This is a genomic window from Aeromonas sp. A04 (assembly GCF_047780465.1).
GTDB lineage: Bacteria > Pseudomonadota > Gammaproteobacteria > Enterobacterales > Aeromonadaceae > Aeromonas > Aeromonas bestiarum.
The window spans coordinates 177190-201307 of record NZ_JBLNHP010000004.1 but is presented as its reverse complement, the minus strand read 5'-3'; the positions used below and the strand labels follow the sequence as shown (position 1 = coordinate 201307).

Sequence of the window (24118 nt, the reverse complement as noted above, 5' to 3'; positions counted from 1 at the left end):
CCGTCATGCAACTAGCCATACGCGATGTCAATCAGGGCCCCTTTCTTACCCAGGTGCTGCGCTTTGGCCGCGAGAGCGAACACTTGAGCGATCAACAGCTTGGCCAGATCAAGGGCAAGGCGGTGCTGATGAGCCTGAAGTTCGCCGACAAGTACTACAACAAGTACAAGATGCACCTGCTGGAGCAGGCCGCCCACGACGTGATCGGCGTGGTCAGCCTGGGGCTGCTGGAGCTGTCGCAACGGGATACGGCCAAGGCACTTGCCCTGCTGCAGGCGCCAGAGGGGCCCATCAAGCCGTTCCAGAAGGGCTGGTCCATGCTGATCTCGGTCAGCGCCAAGCAGCCCGGTGGCAACAGCCTCTATGGCGACGTGGATGCGCGGCTCTTGGACAAGATCTCCAGCCCGCCGGACGTGGAAGAGTGGCAAGGCTGGCAGGAGTACGAGAAGGCGCTGGTGGAGCACAACAAGGCCCGCCTGATGAGCCTGATCGATCAGCACTTCTTCGCCTGCGAGAACGACCACCCCACCATGGAAGACAAGCTGGCCGAGGCCCTGCTCTATCGCATCCTCTGCGGCAATGGCAGCGGCGCGGCCCCCTTGAAGGTGAAGCAGGATCTCAAACGCCGTCTGGCACGAGACATAGTGCTGCAGGAAGCCTGGTACGACACCGACTATCTGGCTGCCCAGCTGGAACTGCTGCTGGCGGAGCTGCCAAGCGAGCTGATCGCCGGTCTGCGTCAGGAACTCAGCAAGGGGTTTGTCGCCAACCTGCTGCATACCCTGGGCTTTGTACGCCAGTACCAGCTGCTGCAACAAGAGAGCGCCTCGCCGGAGAAGCTCGACAACGTCGAGATGCGCGCCGGTCTCAAGCACCCCCTGCTCGGCTGGCCGCTCTACCACGACTTCTAGGGGGCGTTTTCGCCGTCCGCTCAGTCGCACCACAACGCCCGGCCCGCCGGGCGTTGTGGTATCTGGCCGGCGGACATCCTGGCCGGACTACCTCGTTAGCCTAATTGGCCCCGTTTTTGACAGGGATATAATGCATCCTTCCTACAGGCAGCAGGGGCCAGGCGTGAGCAGAAAACCCGACCGCATCACAGCGATGCAGCAGATCATCGATGCCGTGAAGCAAGAATTCCCGCTCTATCAACCGGACACCTTCAAATGCGGGCCGGACAACACCTGTATCGGCTGCCCCAAGAAGCTGATGGAGCTGGTGGATACGGATCTCAGCTACTGGCAATATCAGATCAACCGCGGCATCCCGCCCACCTTCGATGAGCTCTACCGTTTTGGCAAGATGTGCAAGAACATCCGCCGGGCGCTGGTGAAAAATGGCCGGATCCCCGCCTGATATTTTATAAACATCGGCATGATTTCGATTTTACGGATTGCTTCATCTATCAGGACCAGGACTCCCCTATTGCGTGATGCGCCATCGACAATTTGCGATAAAACACGCTGGTCGCAGATTCCGGGTTACAGGTCGCTGCAGCGGCCAAACTGTTGCCACATCTCAGTTCAGGAGGAAACCCCATGACTCAGGAAAGGATCCAGACCCGCTACCCCCTCGGCGGCCCCTTCGCCAGCCAGAGCGAGCTCGAGCAAGCCATCACCCAGGCCATAACGGCCCACAAACAAGACTTCTTCCCCCTGCTGGAGCGGCTGGTCGATGAGGGCAATCCCGCGGTCAACCTCAGCCAGGAACATCCGCCCCGGGTGCTGCGCATCGAGCTCGCTCAAGACGGCGCCCATGGCCTGGCCCACCTCAGCTACGAATCCAACTTCTTCGAGTGCTGCCTGATCGTCAACGAATATGAGCAGCACCAGACCAGCCTGCCCTTTAGCCTCGAAGGAGATGCGCTTGTCTTCGACCTTGAGCTGCCCATCAAGTGGAATTTCAATAACTGAGGGGTCAGCAGTGTGATGCCGCTTGGTTGCTACACCCGACCAGCTAGCTCCCCTCACCCTGGCCCTCTCCCAAGGGGAGAGAGGACATATCTGCCAGCCCGGTCCCTTGCAGCCTTCACGCATCACCAAGCCCCCCCTAATGCCACCGTCATCCGATATAGCTGCGAGCAGCGCCCCCTTCTCCCACTCTTTGTCATAAACAAGGGGAGAAGGGTTGGGGATGAGGGAGGGCAAAAAAGGCACCACCAATAACATTGCAGTAGCCGGTTTTCGCGATCATCTGCTCACGCCTCGCCAATCAAACCTGCGACCCTGCCACCTCGTCATTAATAAAACATGACGCTAATCGCTCACCACACATAAACGTTTAAGCAGCTGATATAGAAAAATGGGTTGAACAAGCGTCAGCGCCATGGTCAACCAAGCCACGGTAGCCATATTGCCCAGGTGACCATCGACATCAGTTAGCATCATCGAAGAGACTACGGCGGCTGAACCGCTGAATATGTGTTGGAAGACATTCTGCAATGACATGAACCCTGCTCGTTCCCCGGGCTCTGCGACCTGACTATTAACAGCAGCAGCCGTGATCGTCCGCGTCGACGTCACTACCATGAACAAGGTAAAAATGGTCATGGTCGGCAACAAGGGGGAACCCAAGAAACCATCCCAAACAATGGCGATAATCAATCCCCCCACCCACATAGTGATGCGCATTGCGCCAAAACGGTCAATCAAATAGCCACCCAACTGCATCGTGAGCAAGCTGAAAACGCCGCCCATGACATAGTACTGACTCATATCGCCGCGAGGCACACCGAGATTGAACTGAAAATAGGTTGCCATGTTCGGGACAATGAGGAAGGTACTAAAAATTGCCAACCCGATTGCCATAAAAGCATTCCACACTACAGGTCGTTTCAACATTTCAATGGATGAAAAAACCTTCCGGTCTTGCCCCAAGTGGGAGGTCATATTCGGCAGCCTCATAGATACCGCCACACTGACGCACAATCCCAATCCACCAACGACATAAAAAGGTGCACTCCACCCTTTCAACATGGCCAGCTCCAGTCCCAACGGGACACCGGCAATGGCTGATAACGAGAAGGCCCCCATCACTATCGCCATCGCTCGACCACGTTGTGGTACTGGCGTGGCATCCACGACTATCGTCATCGCTATCGACGTTGCCGGACCGGCAAATATGCCTGCCAGCAAACGGGTAAAGAACAAACTTTCCATATTCCATGCTAAAGCGCACGCCCAGGTGGATAGCGTGACGCCCAGCAATGAGATCAATGCAATGTGTTTTCTATCAAATCGGTCTATATATCTGGCACATAATAGAGATGATAATGCGGCGACCAGTGCATATCCTCCCCCCAAATATCCTATATAGGTTGGACTGATATCGAGCGCACGAGATAAATCAGGCCCAAGCGGCATAATCATCATGAAGTCCAGTGTACTCACCAATTGGATAAAGGCCGCCAGCCAGACGCTACCAGCATCCATCACAGCACTATTAAAATGAGGTTTCTTACCTACCCTTTTTTGATCTGACATCATAGCATTCATGCTCAATTTTTAGAGGCAGACAGCATACCCACTACCATCATTTATTTTTATCCTTTAGAATGGCACAGACTGTTATCATATTAGGGATAATCGATGCGCACAGGCTTGGACTTTACTTCATCAAGGATATTTATTGCCGTGGTTGAACAAGGCAGTTTTGTCGGTGCATCTAAAACCCTTCAAATCCCCACGTCAAATGTGAGCCGCAGTATCTCTCAATTGGAAGAAGCCTTGAACCTTCAACTGATTGAACGCACTACCCGCCATATGAAGCTCACACAGGCGGGGCAACTGCTCTATACCAGGGTGAAACCATTGCTGGAGTCACTGGAGCAAACCGAGGCTGAATTGACATCACAACAGATTCAGCTGAAAGGGCCACTGCGCCTATGCATTCCCAATGAAGCCGGCCCCAGGCTGCTCGGTACGGCCATTGCTGACTTTGCCTGTCAACATCCAGAAATAAAGATCAGCTGTATTACCAATCTGTCCGGACTTGAATCCTTAAGAGAGGATCTGGACATGGCAATCATCATTCACAGAGGCAAGCTGGATGACAGCGATTATATTGCCAGCCATCTGACCACCATTCCCTGTACCGTTGTTGGCTCCCCTTCTCTTATTCAGCGGTGTGGGCTTCCCAACCACACGGCGCAGCTAAAAGATCTACCCTGCATCACTACGGTGAGCGCCCTGAAGGGCATGCCTTGGCAGTTCACTCGTCCCAGCGCTGAATTTGCCACCATCCAAGTCAATGAACACTACCGGGTCAATAGTGGTGAACTGGCGCTAAAAGCCGCGATCGCCGGTGTCGGGTTTGCCATTCTAGCCAAGGTATCTTGCCAAGCGTTTATTGATGATGGCAGCTTAGTCGAAATTGAACTTGAGTTACCTGCCGCCCCATTGCAGTTGTTTGCTGTTTATGCAAACCGTCAATATCTACCGGCTAAAACACGCGTATTTATTGATTTTATAAGGAAAAACATTATGAATTATCAGTAACTAAATCCGATAAAGCCTCAACAGATTGCGTTGACTTCTCAAGATACCAAAATCAGGCTGCTATCGTTTTCGAACGCTGATTACGCTTTGCCATCAGACACGTTGTCATTTCAATTTAAGCCACACTCGGCTGAGAAATTCAGAAATCTTACCGTTAATTACCGCATGTATATGCTCTCTGTTTATTCCTCGCGCATCATTACAAATAGCCGGAGCCATTTTATTTAATTGAGCAGAGCACGGTGAGAGAAAAACAAAATGACCGGCATTGTGTATTACCTGAAATTCATTTTCAGCAGCCAACACTTTGGTCAGCTCTATCGAGTTTTCCTCCCAAGAAAGCTCTTCATCCTGATCACCAGTAAAAATAAGGGTAGGTTCAATCACTCTTTTTAGTGAGTGGGGAGAAAATGCTATGCTCACCGGAGCCATGAAAATCCATGCTTTTATTCTCGAGTCTGGGAGGACAACTAAACCAGGCTGATCATTTATGATTTTCCCTTTGGTCGAGCATATGGCTTTCATTTCATATTTACGACAATAATTTTCATAGCGTCCCGAATCAATCTCCCCTCCTCTTAAAAGCAATCCTGTTGCACCACCGGCAGAGAAGCCAATAAACGCTATTTTATCTGCATCAACATATGCAGCTAGTTCTGTATTATTAGTTACTGCTGTAATGGCGGCAGAAATTTGTAATGGGCGGCCATACCATGCACTAATGGCCCCCGCCCCAGTCTGATCCTTGTAGTTGTCACCAGGGTGAGTGAGGGTAACAACAATATTTCCCTGCCGAACCAGAGTTGTGGCAAGGTCATGATGACTCCACAAACTACCGGCGTTGCCATGTGAGATCACTATGACTGGATAGCGGCCTGGTACTATATCCAGCGCCTTTCTTGCCGCTATTTGATAAGGGCCTATCGTAGTTGGTGTGTTTTCTGCAGCCACACCGGGATAGAAATATACGGCATCCATCGGCTTTCCGCCTACAGGATCTGTCACTATGAGACGCTTAAACCCTGTATATTCAGCCGATACGACGAAGGATGACAAGGCACTGCACGTACATATTGCACAAAGTAAAAAATAACGGAAAAAAAACCTCATCAGATATCCTTTCTGATCCAATCGACATTGGGACGACACGCTACCACTATCGCCATGAGGAGTCATTTTTAACAAAAAAAATGGGAGCGAATAATTCGCTCCCATCTTGTATAGATCCGTTGACTACCCTTCCTGACTTTCCTCCGCGACCGGCTCTGCACCAGCTGCGGGTTCAATCTCGATGCGATCGACCCGCTGCAAACCACGGGGCAGCTTGGCGCCACGGCGGCCGCGCTCGCCACGGTAGTAGTCAAGGTCAGATGGCTTGAGAGTCAGCTTGCGCTTGCCGGCAAACAGGGTGACATATTGCCCCTGCGGAATAATGGCGGCCATCACCATAAACTCTTCCCGCGCCTTGACCCGCGCCGACGGAATGCTGATGAGCTTGTTGCCCTTGCCCTTGCCGAGCACCGGCAGGGTATTGAGCGGGAACAACAGCATGCGCCCCTCGTTGGAGATGGCCATGCAGAGATCGGTTTCTGGCGAGCCAATCTTCTGGGGAGCCATCACCAGGCCACCTTCCGGCACCGTCAGCAGCGCCTTGCCGTTCTTGTTCTTGCCGATGAGATCGTCATAGGTGCAGACGAAGCCGTAACCGGCGTCGGAGCAGATGAGATAGGGTTCCCCTTCGTTGCCCATCACCAGATGGCGTACCTCTTCGCCTGCGCCCAGCGCAAAGCGGCCGGTGAGCGGCTCGCCCTGACTGCGGGCCGATGGCAGCGTGTGAGCCTCCAGCGCATAGGTGCGTCCCAGGGTGGAGAGGAACACCGCCTGCTGGTTGCTGCGGCCGCAGGCGTGGGCCAGATAGCCATCCCCCGCCTTGTAGGAGAGGCCGGCCACGTCTACGTCGTGGCCTTTGGCGGCCCGCACCCAGCCTGCACCCGAGAGGATGACGGTGACCGGCTCGCTCGGGGTCAGCTCTTTCTCGGTCAAGGCTACCGCGCTGGCGCGCTCCACCAGCGGGGTGCGGCGATCGTCGCCGTACTTCTCGGCATCCGCCAACAGCTCTTTCTTGAGCAATGTGTTGAGGCGGCGCTCCGAGCCCAGCAGCAGTTCGAGCTTGTCGCGCTCTATGGCCAGTTCATCCTGCTCGGCGCGCAGCTTGAACTCTTCCAGCTTGGCCAGGTGGCGCAGTTTGAGCTCGAGGATAGCCTCGGCCTGGGTCTCGCTGATGTTGAAGCGCTCCACCATCACCTTGCCCGGCTCATCCTCGGTGCGGATGATCTCGATCACCTCGTCGATGTTGAGGTAGGCCACCAGCAAGCCTTCGAGGATGTGCAGGCGAGCCAGCACCTTGTCGAGGCGATACTGCAGGCGACGGCGCACCGTCTCGCGGCGGAAGGTGATCCACTCGGAGAGGATCATCTTGAGGGTCTTCACCTGCGGCCGGTTGTCCAGCCCCAGTATGTTGAGGTTGACGCGATAGTTCTTCTCCAGATCCGTGGTGGCGAACAGGTGGGCCATCAGCGCCTCCATGTCCACCCGGTTGGAGCGGGGGATGATCACCAGACGGGTCGGGTTCTCGTGGTCCGATTCATCGCGCAGATCGGTGACCATGGGCAGCTTCTTGGCCACCATCTGGGCGGCGATCTGCTCCATGATCTTGGCGCCTGAGGCCTGATGGGGCAGCGCCGTGATGACGATGTCGCCATCCTCCTCGTTCCAGACCGCCCGCTGCTTGATGGAGCCCTTGCCGGTCTCGTAGATTTTGCGGATATCATCGCGCGGCGTGATGATCTCGGCACTGGTCGGGTAGTCCGGCCCCTGAATGTGCGCCATCAGCGCATCCAGCCCCGCATTGGGGTTGTCAAGCAGCTCGGCACAGGCGTAGGCCACTTCCCGCGCGTTGTGGGGCGGAATGTCGGTCGCCATGCCCACGGCTATGCCTGTGATGCCGTTGAGCAGTATGTGGGGCAGGCGGGCGGGCAGCACTACCGGCTCTTTCATGGTGCCGTCGAAGTTCGGTGTCCACTCCACTGTGCCCTGGCCGAGCTCTGAAAGCAGCAGCTCGGAGAAGCGCGACAGCCGTGCCTCGGTGTAACGCATGGCGGCGAAGGATTTGGGATCGTCCGGCGCCCCCCAGTTGCCCTGACCATCCACCAGCGGGTAGCGATAGGAGAAGGGCTGGGCCATCAGCACCATGGCTTCATAACAGGCGCTGTCGCCGTGGGGATGGTACTTACCCAGCACGTCACCCACGGTACGGGCGGATTTCTTGTGCTTGGAGAGCGCGGACAGACCCAGCTCGCTCATGGCGTAGATGATGCGCCGCTGCACGGGTTTGAGGCCATCGCCGATATGCGGCAGGGCCCGATCCATGATGACGTACATGGAGTAGTTCAAGTAAGCCTGTTCGGTAAAGGCGCGCATCGGCTGGCGCTCTACCCCGTCCAGACTGAGCTCGATAGCATCACTCATGTGATTATCTCTTTCGGTTCGGGAGCTGGTTGGCGCTCTACTTCATCCAACAGACTGAGCTCGATAGCATCACTCATATGTTTTTCTCTTGCTATGGCGCCCCCTCAGAGGGTACGCCTGAAATGCGGGTCGGCAGGTGACCGACGGCTTAGATGATGGCGAGGTTGCCCTTCTCTTCCAGCCACTCGCGGCGATCCGGGGCACGCTTCTTGGCCAGCAACATGTCCATCAGTTGCAGGGTCTCGTCCCCCTCCTCCATCTCGCCCATGGTGAGCTGCACCAGGCGGCGGGTATTGGGATCCATGGTGGTTTCCCGCAGCTGTTTCGGGTTCATCTCGCCCAGACCCTTGAATCGGGTCACCATCACCTTGCCTTTCTTCTTCTCGGCCTCGACCCGCTGCAGCACGCCGTTCTTCTCGTCCTCGTCTAGGGCGTAGAACACCTCCTTGCCGATGTCGATCCGGTAGAGCGGCGGCATGGCCACATAGACGTGGCCATGATTGACCAGGGTGCGGAAGTGCCTCACGAACAGTGCGCACAGCAGGGTGGCTATGTGCAGACCGTCCGAGTCCGCATCCGCCAGTATGCACACCTTGCCGTAGCGCAGGCCGGAGAGGTCTTCCGAGTCAGGATCCAGGCCGATGGCCACAGAGATGTCGTGCACTTCTTGCGAGGCGAGCACCTGACCGGCCTCCACCTCCCAGGTGTTCAGTATCTTGCCGCGCAGGGGCATGATGGCCTGGAATTCACGATCCCGCGCCTGCTTGGCGCTGCCGCCTGCCGAGTCACCTTCCACCAGGAAGAGTTCCCCCTGCATGGGGTCGGCGCAGTTGCAGTCGGTCAGCTTGCCGGGCAGGGCCGGGCCCTGAGTGATCTTCTTGCGCACCACAGTCTTGGCGGCACGCAACCGGCGCTGGGCGCTGGAGATGCAGATCTCGGCGATCTGCTCCGCCAGCTCGGTGTTGCTGTTGAGGAACAGGCTGAAGGCATCCTTCACCACCCCCGACACGAAGGCAGAGCTCTGGCGCGACGACAGCCGCTCCTTGGTCTGACCGGCAAACTGGGGATCCTGCATCTTGATGGAGAGGATGTAGGCGCAGCGATCCCAGATGTCTTCCGGGGTCAGCTTGACCCCGCGCGGCAGCAGGTTGCGGAACTCGCAGAACTCGCGCATGGCGTCGAGCAGACCCTGGCGCAGGCCGTTGACGTGAGTACCGCCCTGCGGCGTCGGGATCAGGTTCACATAGGATTCGGCGAGGCACTCGCCCCCTTCCGGCAACCAGCACAGCGCCCAGTCCACCGCGGACTGCTCTGTGCTGAAGGCGCCGACGAAGGGCTGCTCCGGCAGGCAGGTGAACTGCTTGACCGCATCGACCAGATAATCCTTGAGGCCATCTTCGTAGCACCACTCCAGCTTGATGCCGGTGTTCTTGTCGAGGAACTTGATGGTGAGGCCGGGGCAGAGCACGGCCTTGGCCTTGAGCAGGTGCTCCAGCTTGGTGACCGAGAAGCGGGGCGAGTCGAAATAGCTCGCCTGCGGCCAGAAGCGTACCCGGGTGCCCGTGTTGCGGCGCCCGCAGGTGCCGGTGATGGTCAGCTCCTGCACCTTGTCGCCGCGCTCGAAGGCGATGTCATAGACCTGGCCGTCGCGGCGCACCGTCACCTCGACCCGATCGGAGAGGGCGTTCACTACCGAGATGCCCACCCCGTGCAGACCGCCGGAGAACTGATAGTTCTTGTTGGAGAACTTGCCCCCCGCGTGCAGCTTGCAGAGGATCAGCTCCACACCGGATACCCCCTCCTCCGGGTGAATGTCGACCGGCATGCCGCGGCCGTCATCGATCACCTCGAGGGACTGGTCTTCAAACAGGGTCACCTCCAGGGTACGGGCATGGCCCGCCAGCGCCTCATCGACGCTGTTGTCGATGACCTCCTGGCCGAGGTGATTGGGCCGGGTGGTGTCTGTGTACATGCCGGGGCGACGACGCACCGGTTCGAGGCCATTGAGGACCTCAATGGCATCCGCATTGTATTGAGTGGACATGGAGGGCCTTGCGAATTGACGTTTGGGGAGAATCTTACTCGTTGGGAGGGCCTTGGACAAACCCGACTGCGGGAAAGGGTGATCCAGACAGGGGCCGGCCAGGCCCAAGTCCGGACTCAGGTCGCGGCTGACGCCACCGGCAGCGCCTGCTGCAGCTGGGAGAGAGAGCTGTGCAGCCGCCACACCATGCCAGCCAGATCCAGCGCCGCCGGATCCCGATGACGAGCCAGCCCCTGGCTGATGCGTTGCAGCTCGGCCAGCGTCCGTTCGAGGGAGTCATGCTGCACCCCCCGCTCGGTGAGGATCCCTCGCAGGCAGCGAATGCAGGCGTCTCGCACCAGATAGAGCGGCTGATCATCGCCACGCCACTGGCGCAATTGCCAGACGATGTGGCTGCAGTTGAGCAGCACCACACCCCAGCGCAGCACCCAGAGCCTGGCCGTCTGATCCTGGCTCTGGCTGAGCTGGCTGATGCCGTGATAGATGCGCGATTCGAACTGGCTCTCGCTCTGCTGTGGCCTGGGTGCCAGCTGGTCCATGAAGTCGTGGCGCAGGATACGCATGATGCGGCGACTCTTGCGCCGATCCGAGCTCGGCCGCAGGATCTGGAACGCCAGCCCGGCCGCCATCACCCCCAGCACCTGGCTGATGCTGGTATTGATGAACAACGAGTAGTCGTAGCTCGGCGGGTTGGTGATGGAGAGAAAGGAACCGAGCAGCACTATGAGCTGACCCCACAGCACCGCCATCCTGGGCTTTTGCTGCTTGAACATCTGCATGGTGACCAGCACGGGAAACAGCAGGGCGCAGAACTGCCAGAAGTCGTCGATGCGGATCATCAGGCCGAACTTGACCGCGAAACAGACCAGGCTCAGCAGCAAAATAGCCTGCAGCATGGTGTTGACCCCCTTGGCCGGCGCCGGCGTCGCCGAGTAGAGCACGCAGCAGATAGAGAGCATGGTCAGCGCCGTGCCCCCCAGATCCCACTGGCTGTGGATCCAGAAGGCGCAACCCAGCAGCACGCAGAGGAAGGTGCGGCCACCGTTGTAGGCCGCCTCATAGCTGTCGATGTGGCTGGTGAGCGAGGTGTGGCGCGGCGGGGCCGGCCACTCCCGATCGTCATACTGTTCCAGCCGGCTCAGCCAGCGCTGGCACTCCAGATAGCTCCAGCAGAAGTGACGCAGCCGCAGCCAGAAGGTGCGGTGACGATAATCGCCCCCTGCAGTCGGCGCGAACGGAGCCAGCAGGCGGGCGATGCGATACTTGTCGCACGCCGGCTTGCCCAGCTCGGCCAGCAGGCTGGCCAGCAGCGCCTGAATGCCAGCCGGTTGCTCCGGCCAGTTGTGCAGCATGCGGCGCTGGCTGGAGATGAGGCTGATGATCCGCAGCTGGCGGTGCAGCAGGAAGTTGAGCAGCTTGTTGTGGCGGCGCAGCCGGTGGTGGCTCCAGACCGCCTGAATGCGCAGCACGTTCATGGTGAGGATCTGGCCTATCAACCCCTCGTGGGCACTGCGCACATCCGGGTTGGCCTCCCCCAGCCAGAGCAGCTGGGCATGTTCCAGCAGGCGGCTCTGGCTCTTGCGCAGCGATTGCAGCAGGGTCTCGCTGTCGGAGGTGCTGGGCAGGATCATCATCATCAGGCCACCGCAGAGGATGCCGATGATCACCTCGCTCACCCGGGCCTGGGCTATGTCGAAGATATGGTGCGGATCGACCACGTTGACGCAGGAGAAGGCGATGATGGCGGCCGTGTAACCCGCCAGGGCAAAGGCGTAGGAGACGTTGTTCTGATAGTGGTTGGAGATGTAGGTACAGAGCCCGAGCCAGAGGGCGATGAGAAAGCTGAACAACCAGGGGTCGCTGATGCCAAGGCCGGTGATCACCACGGCCGCCATGGCGCCAATCAGACTGCCGACCACCCGCCCCAGACTCTTGCTGATGACCCCGCCGACGGTGGGAAAACTCACCACGGCGGCCGAGGTCATGGCCCAGTAAGGGGCATCCAGCTGCAAGACAAACGCCAGCCAGAGCGACAGGCACATGGCCAGGCTGTTGCGCAGGGCATAACGCCACTGGCCACCGCTGGCCTTGCCCCAGGGGGTCCGGCGCCAGAGCGACCCGATTGCACTCACCTCATTCCCCTATGGTGATGGTGCAGGTGGTGCCCGCGATCAGGGCCAGCTCGGGCGGCACATCCAGCAGGCGGATCCGCACCGGCACCCGCTGGGCCAGCCGCACCCAGGGCACGTTCGGTTTGACGTCGAGCAGCAGGCTGCTGCCACCGTCCACGCTCTGATCGTGAATCGCGCGCCCTATGCTTTCCACCTCGCCGCGCAGGGTCTGATCCCCGCTGTATAGCACCACCTCGGCCGGCTTGCCCGGCGCTATGCGCCTGAGCTTGGTCTCTTCGAAATAACCCTGCACATAGAAGGAGTGGATATCCACCAGTGCCACCAGCGGCACCCCGGCGCTGGCATAGTTGCCGACCCGGGTCTGCAGGTTGGTGATGTAACCGTCGCTCGCGGCATGCACCTGGGTCTTGGCGAGGGCCCACTTGGCCTGCTCCAGATTGGCCTGGGCCACCTGATAGGCCGCCTTCATCGCCTGGGCATTGAGCCGTGCCTCGTCCCCGGCCTCCGCCGAGATGACGTTATTCGACAAGCCACGGCGACGCGTCGCCTCGTGCTCGGCCTTGTCGAGATCCGATTTGGCCTTGGCGAGCGCCGCGCTGGCGTTGTCGAGGGCGATCCGGTAGGGCTCGGGATCCAGGGTGAAGATCAGCTCTCCCGTCTTCACCAGCTGGTTGTCCTTGACCGCTATCTTGATGATCTTGCCCGATACCTCGGGGGTGATGCTGACCAGCTCGGCCCGCACCTTGCCATCCCGGGTCCAGGGGCCCTGCATGTAGTAGTTCCACAGCCACCAGCCCGCCGCCAGCGCCAGGACGCACACCAGCAGGGTGGAGAAGTATTTGAGGGTCGCGAGGGGTGATTTAGCCATGTAACAGGATCCAGAAAGCGCCACTAACGGCGAGGATAAACAGGGAGAGATCCATCAGCAGGGGATGCCAGACATCCCCGCCATAGAGCCAGTCACGCAGCAGATGATGCACAGGCAACCAGCCAAGCAGACCGAACAGCACGGCCTTGAACAGGGGTGGAAAGTAGAGAGAAGCGCCCAGTATCAGATCCGGCAGCGCTGAAGGGGTCGTCACAAGCGTGCTCCCTGTTGGCAGAGAAGGGCAGAAAAGTCGGCCAGGGTCTGCACCAGAGCAGACCCGCCAAGGTTAACACAGCCATTTCCAGTGCTACAGGAGCAGATGGCTCCCTTGCGGTCAGACCACTCGGCCGGGTGGTTGACCCAGTCGCGCAGCGGCACTTCACCGGCTCGAACGGGTTGATCCTTCAGAGGCAGGCGAGGTTGTCATCCTGTTCTCAACGGGTTGGGCGATCCGCAGGGTGATGCACCCCGTCTCGCGTCGGCACCTCCCCCAGTTCGAACGGATTCACCCCCTCGAGACAGGCGAGGTTGTAGCCATACTCGGCCGGGTTGGAGCGGCGCTGGTGATGGGTGTAGATGCCGCAGACGCTGCAGAAGTAATGTTTCGCGGTGCGGGTGTTGAACTGGTAGCAGCGCAGCACCGCCTCTCCCTGCAGGATGCGGATGCCCGAGAGCGGCACCGAGGCGACGATGGCGCCACGCCGCCGGCAGAGGGAGCAGTCGCAGCGGCGCGGATCCACCACCCCATCCGGCAGGCTGAGTTCCAGCACCACGGCCCCGCAGTGGCAGCTGGCCTTGTGTTTCTCTTCAATGGGGGTGTTGCCGATGCGTTTTATCATGCAGCCTCCTTGCCGCCGGGCGCCGGGCCCTGTCGTCTCAATCGAACAGCGTCTCGCGCCGCCCCTGCTGCAGATGAGCATGCAGGGTACGCAGCTGGGATGCCAACACCCTGTGCAGGGAGAGCGGCGGCAGGGCATCGAGGGCGAAGTAGGCCGCGCCCCGGGTTTCGTCGGTCTCGGTGAGCAGCTGGCCCCCCGTCACCTCGCACAGGAAGAAGGCCTTGTGGGCGTGGGGCAACTGGGGCGGATGGGGGTGCTTGAGCTTGTCGAACAACGCCAGCAACTGCACGGCCTGGCAGGCGAGCCCCGTCTCCTCGGCCACCTCGCGCACCACGGCACCGGCCGGTGAATCACCTATGTCACACCAGCCGCCCGGCAGGGTCCAGCAGCCGTCGCTGCGCTCCTGCACCAGCAGGATATGGCCCACATCGTTCTGAATGAAGGCCCGCACATCCAGCTTGGGGGTGGGATAACCGCTATCGAGGGCAATCCAGTCGGCTATGGCTTCCGGTGCCAGCTCGCTCTGGCTGGCGATGAGCGCCACTGTCGCCGCTCGCAGTGCCTCGAAACGGCCGATATCGAAGGGATCCCTGGAATAGGTGAGGCCAGCCTGCGCCGTGGCCAGCACCTGTTCCAGAAAGGCGGCCAACGGCGGCTGCATGGCTAGAGCCCGAGGAAACGAATGATCTGGGCCGGGTAGCGCTCGAACCCGGTGAAGGCGTGATTGCCACCGCACTCCAGCGAGAGGCGGGCAAAGCGATATTCGGTCAGCGCCTTGCGATAGTCGAGCACCTCATCCTCCTGCTGTTGCAGGATCCAGAGCCGTTCGGGGGCGGTTACCGGCACCGCAAGCGCCTTCAGCTCGTCCATGTGGGCCGGCAGCAGCTCGTAGCGCTCATCGGTATAGGGATTGGTCTGGGGGCCCAGATAGTCGCTGAGCAGCTCGTGAGGACGCACCGCCGGGTTGATCAGGGCCGCGCGGCAGCCATATAACTCACTGACTCGCGTTGCCATAAAGCCGCCGAGTGAGCTGCCCACGGCGCCAAGCTTGAGGCGGTCACAGTGACGGGCTGTGGCCTCTTCAATGGTCTGCGCTATGGCCGCCCAGGCCGCCGCCGGCGTATTGGGCTGGGCCGGGATGATCACCTCTATGTCGGGCCTGTGTTTTGCCACCCAGGCAGCCATCTGCTGCGCCTTGGCCGAGCCGGGTGATGAATTGAAACCGTGCAGATAAAGCAAAACGGAGGTCATGGAAACGGCCTCCTCAATAACCGGTGGCATCGGGGTCGGGCACAAACTGCCCCACCGGCAGACGCCACACCTGGCTCGCGACCCGGCCATCCGGATGCAGGGTGAGATAGCGCCAGCCCGGACCTGACTCGTCCAGCGCGAAACCATCGCTGAGCGGCTTGAACTGGATGCAGGTGGAGGGACTGGCAATCAGCCGCACACCGCGGTGCACCTCGTCAAACTCCTGATGGACATGGCCAAACAAGATGGTTTTCTGCTGGGGATGACGGGCCAGCACGGCGAACAGGTCGTCGGCATTCTTGAGATTGTGCTGATCCAGCCAGGCGCAACCCACAGGCACGGCCTGATGGTGCAGGGCTATGAGGGCATGGCGCTCGGGGTGCTGGCGCAGTGCACTGTCCAGCGCCGCCAGCTGGTGATCGCCGAGCACGCCGTGAGGTTTGCCGCGTACCTGGGTATCCAGCAGTATCACCTGCCAGTGCTCGCCCACCAGCTGCTTGGCCTCGCTGATACCGGCCGCATGCAGGTATTCGGTCATCAGGGGAGCGTCGTCATGGTTGCCGGGCAGCCAGTAGATGGGACGTGCCAGCGGGGCCATCATGCTGGCAAAGCGCTGGTAGGATTCCGGACTGTGATCCTGCGACAGATCGCCGGTCGCCAGGATCAGATCAAACGGATGATCGTTGGCCTGCACCCGCTCCAGCACGGCAGCCAGGCTCTCCGCGGTGCGCACGGCCAATAGCCGCCCCTCGGCACTCGCGAAGAGGTGGGTGTCGGTAATTTGTAACAGGCGCACACTGCCGTCCTGCGCCTGGGGTAGCTCTGTTTCCAAAATCACGCTTCTTTTTATAAGTTCAACTAGAGGATGTTTATCAGGCTGGTACCATGTCTGAGACAAAATTTTAGCCAATCGGCCAGGAACAGATTTACCTGCTCCTTTTCATCCCGCTGGTGCATTTTTTTATTGGGATAATCATAACGTGGTTGCAACCTCGAAATCTGTTGCGCCGCACACACTTCCGCCATCCGCACATCATGATACAAACGAATCTCGATGCGAGCCTGCAAGTAGCTCGGCAATTCCGGATTGTGCTGGGCCAGGATCACCTGGCTGGTGAAGCGGCTCTCCTCGCTGACGGTGAGCTGGAATTGCAGGCCGTTGCCCACCTGATAACGGCGTTCGGCCCCGACTGTGCCGCCCGGCGGCAACAGTTTCATCAAGGCCATATAATTCACCTCGCAGGTACGCTGCAAGGACATCAAATCAGGCACATAACGCCTGGCCTGGGTGTGAACGAGCGCCACCTTAGCGCCCCGCCAGCCAGCGAGCCCGCAGCTCGCCGTGATTGAGGGCCAGCCACTGCAGCGCTATGACGGAGGCCGCGTTGTCGATGCGTCCCTCTTTGAGCCAGGCATAGGCTTGCTCGCGGCTCACCACGTGCACCCGGATATCCTCGCCCTCCTCCGCCAGACCGTGGATCCCCTCGGCCTTGCTGGCATCCACCTCGCCCACATAGACCTCGATCCGCTCCGTGCTGCCACCCGGGCTCACCAGATAGCTGATGGCATGCTCGCAGCGACCCACCTCTATCCCGGCCTCTTCCACCGCCTCGCGGCGCACCACGGCTTCGGCGGTTTCCCCTTCATCTATGATGCCGGCCACCAGCTCCAGCAGCCAGGGGGTGGGACTGGTCTCGATGGCGCCGATGCGGAACTGCTCCACCAGCACTATCTGGTCGCGCACAGGATCATAGGGCAGCAGGGCGCCGGCATGGCCGCGCTCGAACAGCTCGCGCACTATGGGTTCATTCCAGCCTCCCGCAAATAACCTGTGCTGCAGGCGATAGACGTTCACTTTGAAGAAGCCGTTATATCCCGATGATTTCTCGATAATTTTTACATCATCGGCAGAATAGTGACGGGTTTGGGGCAAGGCTTGCTGCGACATACGAGACTCCCGCCAGCTTGACTTGGCTCGGTTTGACCATAAAATCCGAGAACATGAATGAACATTCATTCACTCGTTCCCGACGGAGATGAGGGATGGATTTTAGCAGCCACAGGGCATTTGGCTAGGCACGAGGGGGAGAAAACTCCCCCTCGTGCTTGACGTTCCTGTCGCTGGAAAAGAGACAGTTATCATAAAATTTTGCTTATAGTAGAGTGATTAAGCTGAAATCAAGCTTGCTCAGTGACAATACCCCTCCTTCATCCAGCGACAGCTTTGGGTTAATACATAAGGTTAAAACGATCTATGAAAAGAACACTCTTGTCAGCCATGGTGTTGCTGGGCGTCAGCGCCGGCGCCCATGCCGAAAACCTGCTCGATATTTACCAACAGGCTCAGATCAAGGACACCCAACTGCTGGAATCCAAGGCCAAGCGTGATCAGGCTTTCGAGAAGATCAATGAATCCCGCGCAGCCCTCTTGCCCCAAATCAATCTGGGTGCCGGTCTGAACTACCTGCAGAACAAGGGTGACACCCAGACCAACAGCAACGCCACCGGCTCCCTCTCGCTGGATCAGTCCATCTACCGCCGCAGCAACTGGGTCAACCTGGATCTGACCGAGAAGAGCGCCACCCAGTCTGACGTGGCCTACAACCTCGAAGTCCAGAACCTGATGCTGCGTACCTCCCAGGCCTATTTCGACGTGCTCAAGGCGATGGACACCCTGGAGTTCGTCCGCGCCAACAAGGCCGCGGTGGAACGCCAGCTGGAACAGACCCAGCAGCGCTTCGAAGTGGGCCTGACCGCCATCACGGACGTGCATGAGGCCGAGGCCGAGCGCGACCAGGCGCTGGCGGACGAGATCAATGCCGAAAACACCCTGGACAACAGCTACGAGAGCCTGCGTGAACTGACCGGCATAGACCACCGTCAGCTGGACGTGCTCAACACAGAGCGCTTCACCCCGCAGAAGACACCGTTCAACTCCGACAAGTGGCTGGAGCTGGCGCTGGACAAGAACCTGCAACTGCACAGCGCCCGCATCGGCAAGGACATCGCCAAGGAGCAGATCGATCTGGCCAAGACGGGTCACGAGCCGACCGTGGATCTGGGCGCCGGTCTCTCCACCAGCTACAACGACTACAAGGACGAGATCCGCAACCCCGAGAGCAACAGCAACCAGGGCAACATAGGTCTGAACTTCAAGCTGCCGCTCTACACGGGTGGTGCGACCACCTCCCAGGTCAAGCAGTCACAGTTCAACTACGTGGCCGCCAGCGAGCAGCTGGAGCGCAGCTTCCGCTCGGTGCAGAGCACGGTTCGCTCCTCCTACAACAACGTGAACGCCAGCATCGGCTCGGTACGCGCCTACGGCCAGTCCGTCATCTCCGCCGACAGCGCCCTCAAGGCGACCGAGGCCGGTTATGAGGTCGGCACCCGCACCATAGTCGACGTGCTGGACTCGACCCGCAAGCTGTACCAGGCCAAGCAGAAGCTCTCCGAAGCCCGCTACAACTACATCCTCAGCATCCTCTCCCTCAAGCAGGCCGCCGGCACCCTTGAGCAGAAGGATCTGGAAGAGGTGAACCAGGGGCTGATGCCTGCCGCCAAGGTCACCAAGAAGTCCTGAGCCCCGCAGCTCATGTCATGAAAAAGGCGACCTCAGGGTCGCCTTTTTGTTATCTGCACTTGCTGTTGCCCGCAGCGGCCGGTTGCTTTGCCGCAGGCTGGTGCCGCTAGGTGCCACTTCCGCGCTCTGGCGCGCGCCAGACATAAAAAAACCCGGCCTGAGCCGGGTTTTGACTCATCCGCGTTCGCGGATGGTCTTGATGATGTCGCTGGTGGAGCAACCATCCTCGAAGTTGAGCACGCGCACCTCGCCACCGTTGGCGGTCACCTCGTCGTAACCGGCGATATCCTTCGGCTTGTAGTCACCGCCCTTGACCAGCAGGTCGGGCAGCACTTCGGCGATCAGCCGCTGGGGCGTATCTTCGGCGAAGGGCACCACCCAGTCCACGGCGCCCAGCGCGGCCAGCACGGCCATACGACGGTCGGTCGAATTGACCGGGCGACCCGGCCCCTTCAGGCGACGGACCGAGTCATCGGTATTGACCGCCACTATCAGGCGATCCCCCAGCTTGCCGGCATTGGCGAGGTAGGAGACGTGGCCGGCGTGCAGTATGTCGAAGCAGCCGTTGGTCATCACCACCTTCTCGCCACGCAGGCGGGCAGCCTGCACAGCAACCTTGAGCTGAGCCTCGGACATGACGCCAAAGCCGGTCTCCTGCTCGGTGTAGAGGGCATTGGCCAGCTCGACCGGGCTGACGGTGGAGGTACCCAGCTTGCCGACGACGATACCGGCGGCGGTGTTGGCCAGGGCACAGGCCTCGTCCAGGCTCATGCCGGCGGCCAGCGAGGTGGCCAGGGTGGAGATGACGGTATCACCGGCACCTGTCACGTCGTAGACCTCGTGGGCCTGGGCCGGCAGGTGCAGCTCTGGCTGACCTTCGCGGATCAGGGTCATGCCGTTCTCGGAACGGGTGACCAGCAGGGCCTCCAGCTCGAAACGCTTGACCAGCTCCAGTCCCTTGGCGACCAGATCCTCTTCACCCTTCACCTTGCCCACCACGGCCTCGAACTCGGACATGTTGGGGGTCAGCAGGGTAGCGCCGCGATACTTCTCGAACTCGGTCCCCTTGGGGTCGACCAGTACGGGAATGCCGGCGGCGCGGGCACGCTGGATCATGCCGGGTACGTCGTTGAGGGCACCCTTGCCGTAGTCGGAGAGGATCATCACGTCGCTGTTCGGCAGCGCCTGCTCCACCTTGTTCATCAGCAGAGTGGCATCGACATCGTGGAACGCTTCCTCGAAGTCCAGACGCAGCAACTGCTGGTTGCGGGACAACACCCGCAGCTTGGTGATGGTCGGATAGTCGGCCAGACGAACGAAATCACAGGCGACCTTGACGCCAGCCATCTGGCCAGCCAGCGCATCGGCGGCCTCGTCCTGACCGGTCAGGCCCAGCAGTACGGCGTGGGCGCCCAGGGCAGCAGAGTTGAGTGCCACGTTGGCGGCACCACCCGGGCGCTCCTCAATGTGCTCAACCTTGACCACGGGCACCGGGGCCTCGGGCGAGATCCGGCCGGTGGGGCCATGCCAATAGCGGTCCAACATGACATCGCCAACGACCAGAACGCGGGCTTTTTCAAACTCGGGCAGGGTGATCTTCATCTGTATCGACTCTCAAAACCTGAAAAATTCAGTCCCGGATTTTATCACACTCTTTTCTACGGTGTAGAAAAAGCAAACCTGTGGTTTCCATTTAAGGAAACTCATAGTTACAGTCCGCGCCACTCGGATCAGAGGCAAGCAGCCCCTCTGACCAGCACATAGCCATTCGCCCCCGACCCCGCTTTTCGGCTAGAATCCCCCGATTGCGAGTAAAACTATCCGCTCAGGATACCCACGTGCCTTTATCGCCTCCCCTTATTCGACCGGGCTTGCCCCGGTGCATGGCGATTGCGAACAAGAGACTTTTCATGGCCCACGATAATGCTCCCCGCCTCGACCCCCATCTGTTCCACCCCCGCTACTGGGGCAGCTGGTTCGGCCTCAGTTTGCTCTGGCTGCTGGTGCTGCTGCCCTGGCGCAGCCAGATGTGGCTGGGCCGCCAGCTCGGCAGCCTGGCCCGCAAGCTGCTGAAATCCCGAGTCAAGATTGCCCGCCGCAATCTGGAACTGGCGATGCCCGAGCTGACCAAGGATGAGCGGGAGACGCTGCTCAAGGCCAACTTCGAGAGCGTCGGCTGCGCCATCTTCGAGGTGGGCATGGCCTGGTTCTGGCCGGATTGGCGGATGCGCAACCTGATGAAGGTGGAAGGGGAAGAACACGTCATCGCCGCCATGGAGAAGAGGCAGGGCATGCTGCTGCTCTCCTGCCACTTCCTGACGCTGGAGCTGAACGCCCGCTGCTTCGGCCTGGTGCGCCCCGGGGTCGGCGTCTACCGCCCCAACACCAATCCGGTGCTGGAGTATGCCCAGTACCACGGTCGCTGCGCCTCCAACAAGTATCTGGTGGACCGCATGGACGTGAAGGGGATGATCAAGGCGCTGCGCAACGGCGACGCCCTCTGGTACGCGCCGGATCACGACTACGGCAGCCACGCCAGCGTGTTCGTGCCCTACTTCGCGGTCGAACAGGCCGCCACCATCACGGGTACAGCCACCCTGGCGCGGGTGAAAAATACCGTCACCCTGCCCTGCTACAACATCCGCACCAGCGAGGGTTACACCCTGCATATCGGGGCACCGCTAGAAGGCTACCCGAGCGGTGACGACCTGGCCGACGCCACCCGCGCCAACAGGGAGATAGAAGCGGCGGTTCGCAAGGCCCCCGAGCAGTACATGTGGCTGCACCGTCGTTTCAAGACCCGGCCCAATCCGGATGACGCTGGCTACTACTGAGTCAAAAAGGGATGAAAAAACCGCCGCGAGGCGGTTTTTTATGGCCTGCAGCCCGGAAAGGGTTTTCATTCGTGGCTGGATATTTTATTAATGGCAGTGCCGAGCGGCGGGCCGGGCCCCGCCAGGAACAATAAAACGAACGAAGGGAAGCGAACATGAAAGCCACTCTTTTAGTGGGCGCCCTGTGCGCATTGACAGGTTGCAGTCACCAGACCCAGAGCGTGCACCTCACCTCTCTCCCCCTGAGCAAGATCACGGATGTGAATGCCCAGTGGAGCCCTCTCAGCAGGAACGAATCCCGCTACCCCAAGGAGGCCATACTGGCCGAGAAGATGGGGTGTACCTCGCTCGAGTACGTGATCAATGAAGCGGGCCGGGCCGAGCAGATCCGCGTGCTGGCACGCAGTGACGACACATTCAGCGAGGCCGCCATGGAGACGCTGCAGCAGTGGCAATGGCAGGCAACCGCTGCCAATCCCGGCCATCTTCCCGTCAAGTCCCAGACCCGGTTCGAATTCTGTATCGAGCATAACGGCCAGCCCTGTGACACCAGCGGGCTGGCGCAGCTCTGCCAGGGGGAGGACATGGTTCGCAGCACGGGGCAGGTCTACACCCAGGTCTGAGCACAGCCCCGCCTGGCTAGGCATCCCACATGAAAAAGGTGAGCCCAGGCTCACCTTTTTCGTTATCACAGTTGTTTATCGCCGCCGCGCCCTGCAAGGCACGGATGTCATGTCCCAGCGTGCAGCCAGGCGGCGATGGCCAGTTGCAGCCGCACATAGTCGGCGCGATGGAACAGTGTCGACAGGGTCGCTTGCCACCCGGCGTCGGCCGGAGCCTGGGCCAACAAGGCCAGATGAGTCGACAAATCGGTCAGCACAGCCAGCCACACTGGCGCCCGCGTAGCGGCAGCATCGACGATGAGCGCAACCCCTTGCCGGATCTCTTGCAGCGCCAGGCGTCGCTGTTCGGGGTCCGCCTGCTCCAGCCAGTACTGCTCGTGATGTTGCCAATGTTGCAGACCCGCGGTGATGCGCATGGCGGCGTCGGTCCCATTGATCGCCGGCAAGGATTGCAGCGCCAGCGGCTTGCCGAGCCCCGCCAGCCGATAGCCGCGCTGCGCCTTGGATTGCGCCCCCAGCCTGACCCCGCCGAGCCCGGCCAGCTGCTCCGCCAACCCGAACAGGGCGCGGGCGTCGCCGGACTTGAGTTCCAGCTCCAGCTCATCGATGCAGGTCTTGCCCAGCGAACCGACGATCTCACCCTGATCCCAGGCCAGCTCGATCTCGGCCCCCTCGAAGGCGACCAGCCAGTGGCGGCGCAGGAAGTCGGTCCTGAACTGGGCCACCAGCCTAGCCTGGATGTCGTCGCGCACCACCAGACTCGGCCAAAGCTCGGCTGGAAAAGCCGCAAGCAGGGGCACATCGCCATGTACGGGGGCATTATATTCGGGCCTGGCATGCAATCCCCCCACCACCTGGCCCCGACATTTAATCGTCTGCTCGGCAAAATCATCGCTGCGACGAATCCGCAATCCCATTTCCAGCCGACGTAAATCCAGAGTCGGCGTATCAAAATAGACATTGCCGAGCTCGACCTGGGAGCTTGATATAATTTCAAGTGAATTCAGAAGCTTGGATAGTGGCTGTTGAATATCTTGTGAGACAAAAAACTTTATCTCGATCTCAGTTTGCATAGTCATTCCGGGCTGGCAGGCAACTTTGGGGGGCATGATGTGGAGCGCGAGGATATAATGCCTGCGATACATCAGGATTAATTCACGGTTTTATTGATGGCGCAGTTCGGTTACCATGCGCCCCTCATAAAATCGTATCGAGTGTTTTTTCACCGACACAGGTTTGGCCATGCCAGTAAATACTATTTTGGGGCTTTTTGCCAAGTCCCCCATCAAGCCGCTGCAGAAGCATATCGTCAAGGTTCACGTGTGCTGCGAGCAGCTCATTCCCTTCTTTGACGCCGTTGCCGAAGACCGTTGGGAAGATGCCGAGAAGATCCGGCAGCAGATAGCCCAGCTGGAAAAAGAGGCGGACATCCTCAAGCGTGAAATTCGTCTGAAACTGCCTCGCGGCCTGTTCCTGCCGGTCGCCCGTACCGACCTGCTGGAGCTGCTAACCCAGCAAGACAAGATTGCCAACCGTGCCAAGGATATCTCCGGCCGCATGCTTGGTCGTCGAATGGAATTCCCTGCCGAGATGCGTGCCGATTTCATGGCCTATCTCAAACGTTGTATCGATGCGACCGCCCAAGCCGAAAAAGCCATCGGAGAACTCGATGAGCTGCTCGAAACCGGCTTCAAAGGACGTGAAGTTGAAATGGTTGCCGAGATGATCCATCAGCTGGATCTTATCGAGGACGATACTGACACCATGCAGATCGGGCTGCGCCAACAGCTGCAAGCCGTTGAGCAGAAATACAATCCGATCGACGTTATGTTCCTCTACAAGATCCTCGAATGGGTAGGTGACCTGGCAGATCAGGCCGAGCGCGTTGGCGCCCGTCTGGAACTGATGCTGGCTCGTTCGTAA

At 59.7% G+C, this 24118-nt stretch carries 23 protein-coding genes; 8 read left to right on the top strand and 15 right to left on the bottom strand.

Features of this window, described 5'->3' with window-relative positions:
* The first annotated feature begins 5 nt into the window (after positions 1-5).
* From atcC to ACM3N8_RS14470, 3 genes are all read left to right on the top strand, one after another.
* Positions 6-911, top strand: a complete 906-nt coding sequence (gene atcC / locus ACM3N8_RS14480; protein ID WP_290018543.1) for a cold adaptation protein AtcC — start codon at positions 6-8, stop codon at positions 909-911.
* 193 nt (positions 912-1104) lie between these two features.
* Positions 1105-1356 (top strand): hypothetical protein, encoded by a 252-nt coding sequence (locus tag ACM3N8_RS14475; RefSeq protein ID WP_277604567.1) that lies wholly within the window; start codon positions 1105-1107, stop codon positions 1354-1356.
* 182 nt (positions 1357-1538) lie between these two features.
* Complete coding sequence (locus ACM3N8_RS14470; RefSeq protein ID WP_290018542.1) at positions 1539-1913, top strand: hypothetical protein; 375 nt, start codon at positions 1539-1541, stop codon at positions 1911-1913.
* Between the two features lie 342 nt (positions 1914-2255).
* Here ACM3N8_RS14470 and ACM3N8_RS14465 read toward each other — a convergent pair whose 3' ends face one another.
* The gene (locus ACM3N8_RS14465) at positions 2256-3500 is read right to left on the bottom strand and encodes an MFS transporter (RefSeq protein ID WP_416016248.1); all 1245 of its coding nucleotides are present in this window, start codon (positions 3498-3500) and stop codon (positions 2256-2258) included.
* Between the two features lie 87 nt (positions 3501-3587).
* Here ACM3N8_RS14465 and ACM3N8_RS14460 point away from each other — a divergent pair, with 87 nt between their 5' ends.
* Complete coding sequence (locus tag ACM3N8_RS14460; RefSeq protein WP_290018538.1) at positions 3588-4496, top strand: LysR family transcriptional regulator; 909 nt, start codon at positions 3588-3590, stop codon at positions 4494-4496.
* A gap of 105 nt (positions 4497-4601) precedes the next feature.
* Here the strand turns inward: ACM3N8_RS14460 and ACM3N8_RS14455 are convergent, their stop codons facing one another.
* From ACM3N8_RS14455 to nudF, 12 genes are all read right to left on the bottom strand, one after another.
* Positions 4602-5606, bottom strand: a complete 1005-nt coding sequence (locus tag ACM3N8_RS14455) for an alpha/beta hydrolase family protein (protein WP_290018537.1) — start codon at positions 5604-5606, stop codon at positions 4602-4604.
* Positions 5607-5729: 123 nt separating this feature from the next.
* A complete protein-coding gene (parC, locus tag ACM3N8_RS14450; protein ID WP_290018536.1) occupies positions 5730-8024 on the bottom strand; it encodes a DNA topoisomerase IV subunit A in 2295 nt (764 codons plus the stop codon).
* A 148-nt stretch (positions 8025-8172) separates the two neighbouring features.
* On the bottom strand, positions 8173-10068 hold the full coding sequence (gene parE, locus ACM3N8_RS14445) for a DNA topoisomerase IV subunit B (RefSeq protein WP_043554448.1): 1896 nt from the start codon (positions 10066-10068) through the stop codon (positions 8173-8175).
* Positions 10069-10184: 116 nt separating this feature from the next.
* Positions 10185-12200, bottom strand: a complete 2016-nt coding sequence (locus tag ACM3N8_RS14440) for an FUSC family protein (protein WP_274453384.1) — start codon at positions 12198-12200, stop codon at positions 10185-10187.
* Between the two features lies 1 nt (position 12201).
* Entirely contained in the window at positions 12202-13068 is an 867-nt protein-coding gene (locus tag ACM3N8_RS14435) for an HlyD family secretion protein (protein WP_290018533.1), read from the bottom strand.
* Positions 13061-13303, bottom strand: coding sequence for a DUF1656 domain-containing protein (locus tag ACM3N8_RS14430; protein WP_043137108.1), 243 nt, complete (start codon positions 13301-13303; stop codon positions 13061-13063). The genes ACM3N8_RS14435 and ACM3N8_RS14430 overlap by 8 nt, the downstream gene beginning before the upstream one ends.
* A 199-nt stretch (positions 13304-13502) precedes the next feature.
* Positions 13503-13907 (bottom strand): GFA family protein, encoded by a 405-nt coding sequence (locus ACM3N8_RS14425; RefSeq protein ID WP_043137111.1) that lies wholly within the window; start codon positions 13905-13907, stop codon positions 13503-13505.
* 37 nt (positions 13908-13944) lie between these two features.
* Entirely contained in the window at positions 13945-14568 is a 624-nt protein-coding gene (locus tag ACM3N8_RS14420) for an NUDIX hydrolase (RefSeq protein WP_290018531.1), read from the bottom strand.
* Between the two features lie 2 nt (positions 14569-14570).
* On the bottom strand, positions 14571-15158 hold the full coding sequence (locus ACM3N8_RS14415) for a YqiA/YcfP family alpha/beta fold hydrolase (protein ID WP_290018529.1): 588 nt from the start codon (positions 15156-15158) through the stop codon (positions 14571-14573).
* A gap of 13 nt (positions 15159-15171) precedes the next feature.
* Positions 15172-15990 (bottom strand): 3',5'-cyclic-AMP phosphodiesterase, encoded by an 819-nt coding sequence (gene cpdA / locus ACM3N8_RS14410; RefSeq protein WP_241325549.1) that lies wholly within the window; start codon positions 15988-15990, stop codon positions 15172-15174.
* A 26-nt stretch (positions 15991-16016) separates the two neighbouring features.
* Positions 16017-16463: a DUF1249 domain-containing protein gene (locus ACM3N8_RS14405; protein WP_043137119.1), complete on the bottom strand. Its 447-nt coding sequence runs from the start codon at positions 16461-16463 to the stop codon at positions 16017-16019.
* A 1-nt stretch (position 16464) separates the two neighbouring features.
* A complete protein-coding gene (gene nudF, locus ACM3N8_RS14400; RefSeq protein WP_241325550.1) occupies positions 16465-17106 on the bottom strand; it encodes an ADP-ribose diphosphatase in 642 nt (213 codons plus the stop codon).
* A 306-nt stretch (positions 17107-17412) separates the two neighbouring features.
* Here nudF and tolC point away from each other — a divergent pair, with 306 nt between their 5' ends.
* Entirely contained in the window at positions 17413-18738 is a 1326-nt protein-coding gene (gene tolC / locus ACM3N8_RS14395) for an outer membrane channel protein TolC (RefSeq protein WP_098982054.1), read from the top strand.
* Positions 18739-18912: 174 nt separating this feature from the next.
* On the opposite strand, the gene hldE is transcribed toward tolC, so the two are convergent.
* Positions 18913-20340, bottom strand: coding sequence for a bifunctional D-glycero-beta-D-manno-heptose-7-phosphate kinase/D-glycero-beta-D-manno-heptose 1-phosphate adenylyltransferase HldE (gene hldE, locus ACM3N8_RS14390; RefSeq protein WP_103472152.1), 1428 nt, complete (start codon positions 20338-20340; stop codon positions 18913-18915).
* 308 nt (positions 20341-20648) lie between these two features.
* Here hldE and lpxL point away from each other — a divergent pair, with 308 nt between their 5' ends.
* Positions 20649-21572, top strand: a complete 924-nt coding sequence (gene lpxL / locus ACM3N8_RS14385; protein ID WP_290018527.1) for an LpxL/LpxP family Kdo(2)-lipid IV(A) lauroyl/palmitoleoyl acyltransferase — start codon at positions 20649-20651, stop codon at positions 21570-21572.
* Positions 21573-21727: 155 nt separating this feature from the next.
* Positions 21728-22195 (top strand): energy transducer TonB, encoded by a 468-nt coding sequence (locus ACM3N8_RS14380; protein WP_043137134.1) that lies wholly within the window; start codon positions 21728-21730, stop codon positions 22193-22195.
* Between the two features lie 107 nt (positions 22196-22302).
* On the opposite strand, the gene ACM3N8_RS14375 is transcribed toward ACM3N8_RS14380, so the two are convergent.
* Positions 22303-23268, bottom strand: a complete 966-nt coding sequence (locus tag ACM3N8_RS14375) for an inorganic triphosphatase (protein WP_274453379.1) — start codon at positions 23266-23268, stop codon at positions 22303-22305.
* A gap of 169 nt (positions 23269-23437) precedes the next feature.
* Here ACM3N8_RS14375 and ACM3N8_RS14370 point away from each other — a divergent pair, with 169 nt between their 5' ends.
* The gene (locus ACM3N8_RS14370) at positions 23438-24118 is read left to right on the top strand and encodes a TIGR00153 family protein (RefSeq protein WP_042653142.1); all 681 of its coding nucleotides are present in this window, start codon (positions 23438-23440) and stop codon (positions 24116-24118) included.